This is a genomic window from Litorimonas sp. WD9-15, from assembly GCF_050271975.1.
Taxonomy (GTDB): domain Bacteria; phylum Pseudomonadota; class Alphaproteobacteria; order Caulobacterales; family Maricaulaceae; genus Litorimonas.
In genome coordinates this window covers 2197687-2209313 of record NZ_CP189850.1, presented here as the reverse complement: position 1 = coordinate 2209313, position 11627 = coordinate 2197687, and the positions used below count along the sequence as shown (strand labels likewise).

Sequence of the window (11627 nt, the reverse complement as noted above, 5' to 3'; positions counted from 1 at the left end):
TAAATTCTGCGTCCGTATCTTACGCACGTTCTGCAATCCTTTTGTCTTTGCTTAGTCGTAAACAGAGGGCAGTAACGGTTCAAGAACACAGTCAAAACGAGGCGCGATTCCAAGCGCTTTCATTGATGAGTGCGACCAAAAGGACACATTTTCATGGCTTTAAATCCGGCACAGTCCCGCCCCGGCCTTTTAATGGTCAATCTCGGCTCTCCCGATTCGCCAACGGCATCGGATACACGGCGTTATCTCGCGCAATTTTTGCACGACTATCGGGTCATCGACACATCACGGTGGATTTGGTGTCCCGTCCTCCACGGGATTATATTGCGTACCCGGCCGAAGAAATCTGCTGAAGCCTATGAGTCCATCTGGCATGAGCCCGCAGAGTTCCCCGGTGACGAAGCTCCGCTCATCCGGATCACCCGCGCACAGGCAGCTGGCGTTCAGGCACGGTTGGGCGACGGCGTAGAAGTCGAAATTGCGATGCGTTACGGCAATCCGTCCATCGGGTCCGCCATTGATCGTCTCAGAGAGAAAGGCTGCACGCGGATAGCGGTGCTGCCACTCTACCCGCAATTTGCCGGTGCGACGACGGCCTCTGTTTATGACGGTGTGGCGATGGCCTTAGAGGAGCGCATGGACGTTCCCGAACTCCGTTTCCTGCGCCATTACTATGATGACCCGCGTTACATTGAAGCTTTGGCGCAAAGTATTGAAACCCATTTGGAACCTCTGGATTGGACGCCGGATGTCATCATGACGTCCTATCACGGTCTCCCGCAGAGTTACGTCGATAAGGGCGATCCCTATCAGTCAGAGTGTTTGGAAACGACGGAACTGTTACGTCAGCATATGGGTAAAACGGAAGAGGAGCTTTACGCGACCTTCCAATCACGGTTCGGACCAAAGGCGTGGTTGCAGCCCTATACGGATAAAACGCTGGAAGCCATTCCTGCGCAGGGCGTCAAGAAAGTTGCCGTGATGATGCCGGGCTTTTCCGCTGATTGTTTGGAGACATTGGAAGAAATCGCGATCGAAGCGAAGGAGAGTTTCGAGGAACATGGGGGAACGCATTTCACAACCATCCCTTGTTTGAATGCGGATGAACTCCATCTCGATTTGTTGGCCGATCTCGCGAAAGAGCGGCTGTTAAATGGCTGGCTTTAGGCGCTGGAAAATCTCTTCGATTGATAATGTGTGATCAAGGATAACATCCGAACTGATTGTGGCATCGGCTAAAGCGTCATAGGCCTTTGCACGTGCGGTTAGTAAATTCGGATAGGATTCCAGAATGGCCTCGGTTTTATCCTGCCCATCTCTGCAATGATAATGACCGTGCCAGATAAGGGGTTTGGGCTGTTTGAAATACTGGACTTTCAACCTTTCGACCGCCTTATCAGACGCCGCAATATGTATGACATACCAATGATTTGCGAGCGTTTCCAAAACCTCATTGGTCGTGTAAATCACGCTGCCCGTCGTATCAAGAATAGCGTTCTGTCCTTCATATTTTACCGCCTGAGCCGTTGCCTGGTTTTCCAGCGAAATAGAGTGCGCCTCCCGCTCCGCATAGCCGTCCGAATAGGGCTGGCCCTGCCAAGCGGCAAAGTCATCCATGCTGTCGTGGCCCAGATTTTCCCAGATGATCTTATCGACTTCGATCAGATCAAAATCGAAAGCGGTCGCGAGGCGCATGCCCGTATAGCTTTTTCCAATATTGGACATGCCGACGAGGGCGATGTGTAATGCGCCGGTCGCGTAACGGCGCTCGAACTCTGCCCGCGTCAATTTCATCAGGCGTTATCAGCCAGATAATCGGATAGCGCATCAAGCGTCGGCGCCATAACATGCATGCGCTTTTTCTTCTTCATCGCTTTTGCGAGGGGCGCGGGCAGCGGAATATCAGTGTGGAGAATGCGCTCGACACTATCGGCAAACTTTGCCGGATGGGCCGTACCCACGGTAATACGTGTGAACGGACGGTCCACATCTTCCGCAAATTTTTCCATCGCGAGATGTCCCACCGCTGTATGCGGACACATGATATACCCGGTCTCGGTATAGACGCGGCGGATATGACGTTCCGTTTCCACATCACTAAATGAAGCGCCCCAGCAGACGTCGCGGACCTTGTCGTAATCCTCGTCATAGAGCGAGAGAATGCGCGGGAAGTTATTCGGGCGTCCAATGTCCATGGCATTGGAGAGTGTCGGAACACTCGGGCGAGGTGTGTATTCGCCGGAGGCCAGATAATCGACAAAGGGATCATTCGCATTATTGCCGATCACAAAGCGGTCAATTGGCGCGCCCATCTTTTTCGCAATTAAGCCACCCGTAAGATTCCCCAGATTTCCTGACGGAATAGAATAGACGAGCGGACGGTTGGGATAGGCGGCTTTGGCCTGTAGCGACGTCCAGAAATAATAGAAACTCTGCGGAATCACGCGTCCGACATTGATGGAATTCGCGCTCATCAAGTCGTGTTTCGCGGTTAGCGCCTTATCGCCAAAGGCCTGTTTCACCAGCTGCTGGCAATCATCAAATGTTCCGTCCACGCAAATGGCTTGAACATTGGATCGCTTCGTTCCCATCGTTGTGAGCTGTTGTTCCTGAACCTTGCTCACGCCGCCTTTCGGGAAGAGGATAAAAACTTTGATGCCCTTCTGGTCGAGGAAAGCATCGCCAATCGCACCGCCCGTATCGCCGGAGGTCGCGACGAGGATTGTGCGTCTCTGCTTCGTTGTCCCCATAAGATGGCTGGCTGCACGACCCATGAACCGCGCGGCAAAGTCTTTAAAGGCGAGAGTCGGGCCGTGGAAGAGTTCCAGTACGAAGTCTTCTGCGACGGGCGCGAGTGCAGGGTCCAGCACATCACCCTTTGGCGTTCGCATCGGAACATCGAAATTATAGGCATCGCGGCAGAGGGCCAATAAGTCGGTTTTCGTGAACCTCTCATCTGTGAAATGCGGCGCAAGTTCCGCCGCACAATCCGCAAAGGACTTCGCGCCCAGCACCGCTGTTTCTTCCGAAGTAAAATGCGGAAGCGTATCCGGCATCCACAAGCCACCATCCGGCGCAAGGCTGGCCAGAAGCGCATCGCCAAAACTGGCTGAGGTTTTGGGGTCGAGGTGGGAGTGGTAATTCATGCGCGTCCCTTTAGCCTAGACTACGTTTCGCGCAAGTTTTTACCTCAAAAATCTCTATCGGACCCGCACGGCATGCGCGAGGATGTTGACCATTGTCGCGCGAGCGGTCGTTGATCCTGTATTCCGGATGAGATGCGGACGGTCCGCGCGATAACGGAGCGTTTCTCCGGCTACCGCGTTCCAGCTTTCACTCCCGATTACGACAGTCAGTTCACCTTCCAAAACACTCAGGTTTTCAATTGATCCCTGTGGATGTGGTGAGCTTTCCAGGACGCCGCCCGATTGTGCCGTGAAATCATACCACTGCACAAATTCCACTGTGTCCAGAGAGCCGAGGATTTGCAATTCACAGAGTCCGTCCTCCGATTGCAATTTAGGTATATCCTGTATGACGGCTTTCTGAACGAGAGTGCTCTTACTCGGCGCGTCCGACACCATCGCTTCAACACTTGTCCCCAAAGCCTGCGAGAGGCGGGAAAGTGTCGCCAATGTTGGATTGCTCTCATTCTTCTCGATTTGCGAAATCATGGACTTGGCGACGCCGGACAGTTCAGATAGGTCGCCGAGTGACATCTGATCCGCCGTGCGAAGCCGTTGGATCGTCTGTCCCAGTTTTTCCGACAGCGCTTCTGTTTCGGGGCAGGGTAATCTTTTGGAACGGGCCATAAAGTTTTCGTGGGGTGGTGGATTTCTCGTTATCGTTCTATATATAGAACACCAGCGTTCAATCAAGTGAACGGTTTGCGTCAGCAGAGAATACCGAGTTTAAGAGACGATATGCAGTATCTACCCATACATTTCGACACGCGCGGGGTCACGATTCTTGTGGTGGGCGGCGGTCCGGCGGCGGAAGCGAAGCTGCGGACATTGCTGAAGACCGAGGCGCATTTACGCGTGATTGACACTGAAGTCGGCCCCGAAGTCGCCAGATGGGCCGAAGCCGGAAAGCTGGAATGTGTCAAGCGCGATTATGAAGCCAGTGATCTGGACGGTGTTTCGCTTGTCTATGCCGCGACTGAAGATGACCTGCTAAATTCCGAGATTGCAGAAGCTGCAACGGCCCGACAAATTCCGGTCAATGCCGCTGACCAAAAAGATGCCTGCCGCTTTATCACGCCGGCACTCGTGGACCGCGCGCCTGTGCTCGTCTCCATCGGCACAGAAGGCACGAGCCCCGCTTTGGCGCGGGCGCTTAAAGCTGACCTCGAAACACGCCTCCCGCCTGAGACGGGGCGTTTTGCTATCAAGACCAAGGCGTTACGCGACAAAGTGAAAGCCATCATGCCCGATCTCGCGGATCGTCAGCGCTTCTGGGCGGGTATATTCGGCGGCAAGGATTTGACGGCACAACTCCGGACCTCTCCCGAAGACCTCACCGCGCAAGTTGAAAACCATCTGCAGGATAAAGACGAAATTGCGGGGAAAGTTATCCTTGTCGGGGCAGGGCCCGGTGATCCGGATATGCTCACAACAGCCGCGCGTCGTGCGCTCCATGCTGCGGATGTCATCGTCTATGATCGCCTTGTCAGTGACGGCGTCATGGAATTGGGGCGTCGTGAGGCGGAATATATCTATGTCGGCAAAACGCCGGGTGAGCCGTCTATTGGGCAACCCTCGATCAACGATATTCTCGTCGCGAAGGCGTCTGAAGGCTTGTCCGTTGTGCGTTTAAAATCCGGTGATCCGCTTATCTTTGGACGGGCGGATGAGGAGATTGATGCGCTGCAAGCCGTTGGTATTCCCGTCGAAATCATTCCCGGAATTACCGCTGCTGCTGCTGCTGCTGCCGCGATAAATGCGTCACTGACAACGCGCGGCACGAATAAGGCTGTGTCGCTCCTGACGGGTCATGACGCCAAAGGCTTCGCCGAACAGGATTGGGTATCGCTTGCCAGACCTGGTGGACGTGCGGCCGTGTATATGGGTGTGGGGGCCGCGCGGTTCATTCAGGGGCGTCTCATGCTCCACGGCGCAGAAGCTGACCGTCCCGTGACCGTGGTCGAAAACGCGTCCCGCCCGAACCAGATCATTACTTACACGACCCTTCGTAACTTGCCGGAAGATATTGCCGCCGCAGGGATTAAGGGGCCCGCCATCCTCCTCATCGGCTATGCCGAACGGATGTCGGTCAAAGATGAAAGGCTCGCGATATGAGCACGCTCAAACATAAGGGCAAAGGCCCGCAGGCCATGACGGCGAATGAATTGCAGGACGGATTCTCCGTCTGGCTCGACCCGTCGCTAAATTGGACCCGTATTTTCGCGGATGCCCTGCGCACGGAAGACGAAGATCTGATGGAAAAAATGCAGGACAAGGCCGATGCGGATGAACAGAATAATATCGTTGTCGGCACCTATTTTATCGACATCGAACCAGATACGGGACTACCCGTCCGTTACCGCGAAAAATTCCGCGTCAAAGGCCCGTCCTATGACACGGCCGATTTATTGGAGTCACAATAATGTATCGTTATGACGAATTTGATGCGCAGCTGGTCGCGGAGCGTACAAAGCAATTTCGCGGACAGGTCGAACGGCGTTTGGCCGGACGGTTGAGCGAAGCCGAGTTCCGCCCCTTGCGCCTGATGAACGGGCTCTATCTGCAACTCCACGCCTATATGCTGCGCGTCGCGATTCCCTATGGCACGTTGAACAGCGAGCAGATGCGCATGCTCGCGCACTTGGCCGAAAAATATGACCGTGGGTACGGGCATATCACGACGCGCCAGAATATTCAGTATAACTGGCCGAAATTGCCGGATGTACCGGACATGTTGGACGATCTCGCGAGTGTGCAAATGCACGCCATCCAGACGTCGGGTAACTGTATCCGGAACGTGACCTGCGACCCCTATGCGGGGGCGACTGCGGAAGAGATTGAAGACCCGCGACCCCTCGCGGAATTGCTGCGCCAGTGGTCGACGCTACATCCCGAGTTTTCTTTCCTGCCCCGCAAATTCAAGATCGCTGTAACAGCGGCAGAGAAGGATCGCGCGCTGATTAAAGCCCATGATATCGGCATTCAGGTCGTCAAAAATGAGGCGGGTGAAGTCGGCTATAAAATCATTGTGGGTGGTGGTTTGGGCCGGACCCCGATCATCGGCCAGACCCTGCGCGAGTTCCTGCCCAAGGATGAATTGCTGCCTTATCTCACCGCCGCTCTGCGTGTTTATAACCGCTATGGCCGTCGGGATAATAAGTACAAAGCGCGTATCAAAATACTGGTCCAGGAGACTGGAATTGAAGCCTTTACCAATCAGGTCGAAGATGAATATGAGATCATAGACGTCAGTGATATTGCCGTGTCCGAGGCGGAATTAGAGCGCATCAGTTCCTATTTTGCGTCCCCCGATTTCGAAGACCTCAAAGACGACCCGTCCGAATTGACATCTGCCATCGCCGATAATCGCGCCTTCTCCCTCTGGGCAAAGAACAATGTCGCCGCGCATAAAGCGTCGGGTTATTCCATCGTCAATATCTCGCTGAAACCGCTCGACCTCGCGCCGGGAGACATCACTGCGGAGCAGATGCGCGTTGTCGCGGACTTGGCGGATAAATATTCATTCGGTGAACTCCGAACGACGCATCAGCAAAATCTTGTTCTACCGCATGTGAAACAAGCTGACTTGCCAGCGCTATTCGCACAGTTACAGGCAGCAAAACTGGCCTCTGACAATATCAATCTTATCACAGACATCATCTGCTGCCCCGGGATGGATTTCTGCGCGCTCGCGACGGCGCGGTCTATCCCGATCAGTCAGGCGATTGCGGAACGGTTCGCGGACCCCGAGCGCCAGCGCACAATCGGTGAAATGCAAATCAAGATATCCGGCTGCATCAATGCCTGCGGACATCACCATGTCGGGCATATCGGCATTCTCGGCCTCGAAAAAGCGGGCGTCGAATTCTATCAGGTCAAGCTGGGTGGCGACGCTTCGGAACATGCCGAGATCGGCAAAGTGACCGGACCGGGATTCTCTGAATCTGAACTCATCGACGGGATCGAAAACATGGTCGATCTCTACTTGAAACAACGCGAGGAGGGCGAACGCTTCCTCGACACATATAGACGCATCGGCATCGCGCCGTTCAAGGAAGTTCTCTATGCCTAGCCATATACTCATTCAGGACGGACGGGAGCGCGATGCGTCGCGCTTTGCCGAGCCGTCAGGTGTCGACGCGCTCGACAGCAATGAAACCGTTGATGTCCTGCACATTCCGAATGATGCGGACTTGTCTACGATTGCGCCAGCCCTTGACCGGATTGAAACGATCCTCATCGACTTTCCGGCCTTTACGGATGGACGCGGATTCTCCCTCGCGAAACAATTGCGGGTCCATCACGGCTATAAAGGCCTGCTGATTGCGGACGGTCCTCTCATCCCCGACCAATATGCTTTTGCCCTGCAATGCGGGTTTGACGGTGTCCGTGTGGATGAGGCGACACTTTCGCGCCATACAGGTGGAGATTGGGCCAAGGCGCTCGATGATTTCGATCTGACCTATCAACGGGGCTACGCGATCAAAGCGGGCCCTGCGACGTCCGTCTTCGACTCACGCATAACCGCGCTCGACGAGCGAAAGGCGGCCGACCCTTTTTTCGGCCACTCGGCGGAGTTAACGCTTAGAAAGGCCATCGCGAAATATGACGGCGACCTCGTCCTCGCGACGAGTATGGGTGTCGACTCGGCGGTCCTGTTGCATATGGCGTCGCGGATAGATAAGAACTTACCGATCATCTTCCTCGATACGGGCAAGCATTTCCGCGAAACGCTCGCCTATCGCGATGAGTTGATCGAGCGTTTCGGTCTCACCAATTTCAAGAATATCCGCCCTGATCAGGATGAGCTTTTTACTGAGGATTATGACGGGACCTTGAACAAGGAAGATCCGGATGCTTGTTGCGATCTGCGCAAGGTCCGCCCGCTCGACCGCGTTATAAAGACCTATGCCGCGCGGATCACGGGACGCAAACGCTACCAGACTCCGGACCGTGCCGACATGCCGATCCTGGAGGAGGGCGGTGTGCAGGACAAAATCAATCCGCTCGCCTATTGGACGGCCAAAGACGTCACCCGCTATATGCGTGTCCACGACCTCCCGCCACATCCACTCCTCGCGCTCGGTTATCTCTCGATTGGATGTCAGCCCTGCACGACGCGTGTTGCCGATGGTGAGGATCCACGCGCAGGCCGTTGGCGGAACAGCGACAAGACGGAATGCGGCATCCATTTCATCGATGGAAAATGGGAAAGCATAGAGACGAAGGCGACGTTCGAGGCGTTTTAATGAGGAAAATTGGAGTGGTTGAAAGAGGGTTTGGAGTGATAGTGTCTCTACCGCTAGGTTTTGTTCTGGGTCTCATTTTAGTATTTGTGGAAGGCTTTTCATTCAAACCTCCGATCACGATTATAGAAAAATATATTTTTGCAGGCTCGTTTGTTTTCATGGCGACTATTGGCGTATTTTTTCCTCGTAAATTGTTTGACTGGATGTACCCCTGAAGACACGCACCATCGATCGCTGCCCATCGGGTGACAGCCGGAGAGAGTAAAGAAAGGACTGTCCGCGTGGTGGCCTCCGCGATGGAGTACCAGGGTTAGGTCTTTCATCTTTGTTTTACACGAAGGCCATGCGCGTGAGGGATGCGCAGAGGTCGGCGATACCGTTACTTACATCATCTCTCACATCAGCCGCTTGTCAAACGGCAGATGTTTGCGCACTGTACAAATGGCTGACGCCAATTGTACCGCCACGCGGCAGCGGCTTTTGAAGAAACGGCCTGTCAGATAAACCCCGGAGTCTGCCCACTTGGAACAGCCGGTCGGCTCTCGTTTCTAAAGGTCCGGCTCAGGCCCGGGGCTTAATCCAGGCTGCTCAACCCCGCCGTCCTCCAGACCGATCAGTAAGCGCTAATCTGTCCCGTGTCTGAAAGAACATCTTGAATATAGCGCGGTTTGGATAAGTGCGGGGGTATGTTTTTTATAAACGGGGATTGGTTGCCAAAAGATCCAACCTCTCCGTCATTACCGGGCTTGTCTCGGTAATCCATAACCAAGTTTCAAGCATCGTATAGATTACCGCCACTTAGTCGTTTGGTTTCAAACGACCAGGCGTTAATGACGGAAGTAGGTAAATTTTGATCTCTAGTTTCGAGACCAAAATGACAGATGTGTGGGTGATTGGATAACGAGGATAGATATGCCCATTATTGCGGATTGACCCGCCACCAACAAAAAACCCGACCTCGTTTTCGAGGCCGGGTTCTCTTACTCAGTTCAGATTGCTCTATTTCAGATCGAAGCGGTCATTGTTCATGACCTTTGTCCAGGCTGCGACGAAGTCCTTGGCGAACTTTCCGTTATTATCGTCCTGCGCATAGACTTCCGCAAAAGAGCGAAGGATCGAATTGGACCCAAAAACCAGATCGGCTTTCGTCGCCGTGAACCTGATTTCACCCGTCAAACGATCACGTAACTCATACATACCGTCACCAGACGGATGCCATGTGAAGCCCATATCCGTCAGATTGACGAAGTAGTCATTGGACAGGCTGCCGACATTATCGGTGAAGACACCGTGTGACGTGCCGCCGTAATTCGTGCCCATAACACGCATTCCGCCGAGCAGAACCGTCATCTCAGACGCTGTCAGGCCGAGTAATTGAGCGCGGTCGAGGAACATCTCATCCGCTACCGTGGCAAATTGGTCTTTCGCGAAATTGCGGAAACCATCGGCCAGCGGCTCGAGCACGTCAAAGCTCTCTGCATCTGTCATTGCGTCAGTTGCGTCACCACGACCTGGTGAGAATGGGACGTCCACATCATGACCGCCAGCTTTCAGGCTGGCTTCCAGACCGACATTACCCGCCAGAACGATGACATCGGCGAGTGAAACGCCTGTGTCATTTGCAATTGGCTCCAACGCCGCCAAAACCTTGTTCAGGCGCTCCGGCTCGTTGGCTTCCCATGTGTTTTGCGGGGCGAGGCGAATGCGTGCACCATTGGCGCCACCACGACGATCCGTGTCACGATAGGTACGGGCACTGTCCCAAGCTGTGTTGATCATCTCAACCGGCGTGAGGTCCGTCGCCGCGATTTTCGCTTTCACGGCGTCGACGTCATAGGACGTGCTGCCTGCGGGGATCGGGTCCTGCCAGATCAAATCCTCATCCGGCACCCATGGGCCGAGATAGTTGATGCGTGGACCCATATCGCGGTGCAAGAGCTTGAACCAAGCACGGGCAAATGTGTCGCGGAAATAGGCTTCATCCGCCATAAACTTCTCGCAAATTTCGCGATAGATAGGATCGACCTTCATGGCCATGTCGGCATCGGTCATGACCGGCATGGTTTTGGTTGTGCCGCCATCCGTGTCGATTGGCATGTTGACGTCGTCAATATTGACGGGCTTCCACTGTTTCGCGCCAGCAGGAGAGGTTGTCAGCTCCCACTCGTGACCGAATAACATGTCGAAATAACCCATATCGAACTTTGTCGGATTTGATGTCCAAGCGCCTTCGACACCGGAGGTAACATGGCTACTCGGTTTGCCGGTCGCATTCGGGTTCATCCACCCAAAGCCCTGCGCTTCTAGCTCCGCCCCTTCAGGCTCGCGACCCAAAGCGTCGGCATCTCCATTACCATGGGCTTTACCAATCGTGTGGCCACCCGCGGTCAAAGCCGCCGTTTCCTCATCATTCATCGCCATACGAGCAAATGTGACGCGGATATGCTGGGCTGTACGCGCCGGATCAGGGTTACCGTTTACGCCTTCCGGGTTCACATAGATCAGACCCATATGAACGGCGGCGAGGTTAGGACCGAGCGTGTCGGCATCTTCCAAATTCGCGTAGCGATTTTCAGATGGAGCAAGCCATTCTTTCTCTTCACCCCAGTTGACGTCCAATTCCGGTGCCCAGATATCTTCGCGGCCAAAGCCGAAACCGAAGGTTTCCAGACCCGTGCTTTCATAGGCGACATTACCGGCAAGCAGCATCAGGTCGGCCCAAGAGACGGCGTTGCCATATTTCTTCTTGATCGGCCAAAGTAGGCGACGGGCTTTGTCGAGGTTACCATTATCGGGCCAGCTGTTCAGCGGAGCAAAGCGCAGATTGCCTGTACCACCGCCACCGCGGCCGTCAGATGTTCGGTATGTGCCCGCTGCGTGCCAAGCCATGCGCACCATCAGACCCGCATATGTGCCCCAGTCAGCCGGCCACCAATCCTGGCTGTCGGTCATCAGGGCGTGTAGGTCGGCTTTCAGGGCGTCGAAATCCAGAGCTTTGACGGCTTCCTGATAATCGAAATCCGGGTCCATCGGGTTGGAGCGGGCATCATGCTGATGCAGGATTTCAACATTCAGGGCTTCCGGCCACCAGTCTTTGGTAGATGTCGGGCGGCTGCTCGTCGCGCTGCCATGCATGACGGGGCATTTGCCGCTCGTGTTGACGGTCATATCATTCATAACTCTCTCCTGAAAT

9 protein-coding genes are annotated in these 11627 nt (G+C 54.5%); 5 read left to right on the top strand and 4 right to left on the bottom strand.

Annotated features, from left to right (window positions below; all coding sequences use genetic code 11):
• Positions 1 to 153 precede the first annotated feature (153 nt).
• Positions 154 to 1167, top strand: a complete 1014-nt coding sequence (hemH, locus tag ACP9M6_RS10295; protein ID WP_427450832.1) for a ferrochelatase — start codon at positions 154 to 156, stop codon at positions 1165 to 1167.
• On the opposite strand, the gene ACP9M6_RS10290 is transcribed toward hemH, so the two are convergent.
• Genes ACP9M6_RS10290 through ACP9M6_RS10280 form a run of 3 tightly spaced genes read right to left on the bottom strand, consistent with a single transcriptional unit; the run spans position 1150 to position 3812 of the window.
• Positions 1150 to 1794 (bottom strand): shikimate kinase, encoded by a 645-nt coding sequence (locus ACP9M6_RS10290; protein ID WP_427450831.1) that lies wholly within the window; start codon positions 1792 to 1794, stop codon positions 1150 to 1152. The two genes, hemH and ACP9M6_RS10290, sit on opposite strands and share 18 nt — an antisense overlap.
• A complete protein-coding gene (gene thrC / locus ACP9M6_RS10285) occupies positions 1794 to 3146 on the bottom strand; it encodes a threonine synthase (RefSeq protein ID WP_427450830.1) in 1353 nt (450 codons plus the stop codon). The genes ACP9M6_RS10290 and thrC overlap by 1 nt, the downstream gene beginning before the upstream one ends.
• Before the next feature lie 54 nt (positions 3147 to 3200).
• Complete coding sequence (locus ACP9M6_RS10280) at positions 3201 to 3812, bottom strand: helix-turn-helix domain-containing protein (protein ID WP_427450828.1); 612 nt, start codon at positions 3810 to 3812, stop codon at positions 3201 to 3203.
• Positions 3813 to 3923: 111 nt separating this feature from the next.
• Between ACP9M6_RS10280 and cysG the strand changes: the two genes are divergently transcribed.
• The 4 genes from cysG to ACP9M6_RS10260 are packed head-to-tail and all read left to right on the top strand — an operon-like array spanning position 3924 to position 8434.
• Entirely contained in the window at positions 3924 to 5300 is a 1377-nt protein-coding gene (gene cysG, locus ACP9M6_RS10275) for a siroheme synthase CysG (RefSeq protein ID WP_427450826.1), read from the top strand.
• Positions 5297 to 5608: a DUF2849 domain-containing protein gene (locus ACP9M6_RS10270; RefSeq protein ID WP_427450824.1), complete on the top strand. Its 312-nt coding sequence runs from the start codon at positions 5297 to 5299 to the stop codon at positions 5606 to 5608. Before cysG ends, ACP9M6_RS10270 begins: the two co-directional genes overlap by 4 nt.
• Entirely contained in the window at positions 5608 to 7257 is a 1650-nt protein-coding gene (locus ACP9M6_RS10265; RefSeq protein ID WP_427450822.1) for a nitrite/sulfite reductase, read from the top strand. The genes ACP9M6_RS10270 and ACP9M6_RS10265 overlap by 1 nt, the downstream gene beginning before the upstream one ends.
• Positions 7250 to 8434: a phosphoadenylyl-sulfate reductase gene (locus ACP9M6_RS10260; RefSeq protein WP_427450820.1), complete on the top strand. Its 1185-nt coding sequence runs from the start codon at positions 7250 to 7252 to the stop codon at positions 8432 to 8434. Before ACP9M6_RS10265 ends, ACP9M6_RS10260 begins: the two co-directional genes overlap by 8 nt.
• A 999-nt stretch (positions 8435 to 9433) precedes the next feature.
• Here ACP9M6_RS10260 and katG read toward each other — a convergent pair.
• Complete coding sequence (katG, locus tag ACP9M6_RS10255; RefSeq protein WP_427450818.1) at positions 9434 to 11611, bottom strand: catalase/peroxidase HPI; 2178 nt, start codon at positions 11609 to 11611, stop codon at positions 9434 to 9436.
• Positions 11612 to 11627 lie beyond the last annotated feature (16 nt).

Coding starts and splice junctions, on each gene's coding strand:
- katG (WP_427450818.1), bottom strand. CDS start 11,611: ATGAATGATATGACCGTCAACACGAGCGGCAAATGCCCCGTCATGCAT.
- cysG (WP_427450826.1), top strand. CDS start 3,924: ATGCAGTATCTACCCATACATTTCGACACGCGCGGGGTCACGATTCTT.
- ACP9M6_RS10265 (WP_427450822.1), top strand. CDS start 5,608: ATGTATCGTTATGACGAATTTGATGCGCAGCTGGTCGCGGAGCGTACA.
- hemH (WP_427450832.1), top strand. CDS start 154: ATGGCTTTAAATCCGGCACAGTCCCGCCCCGGCCTTTTAATGGTCAAT.
- ACP9M6_RS10260 (WP_427450820.1), top strand. CDS start 7,250: ATGCCTAGCCATATACTCATTCAGGACGGACGGGAGCGCGATGCGTCG.
- thrC (WP_427450830.1), bottom strand. CDS start 3,146: ATGAATTACCACTCCCACCTCGACCCCAAAACCTCAGCCAGTTTTGGC.
- ACP9M6_RS10290 (WP_427450831.1), bottom strand. CDS start 1,794: ATGAAATTGACGCGGGCAGAGTTCGAGCGCCGTTACGCGACCGGCGCA.
- ACP9M6_RS10280 (WP_427450828.1), bottom strand. CDS start 3,812: ATGGCCCGTTCCAAAAGATTACCCTGCCCCGAAACAGAAGCGCTGTCG.
- ACP9M6_RS10270 (WP_427450824.1), top strand. CDS start 5,297: ATGAGCACGCTCAAACATAAGGGCAAAGGCCCGCAGGCCATGACGGCG.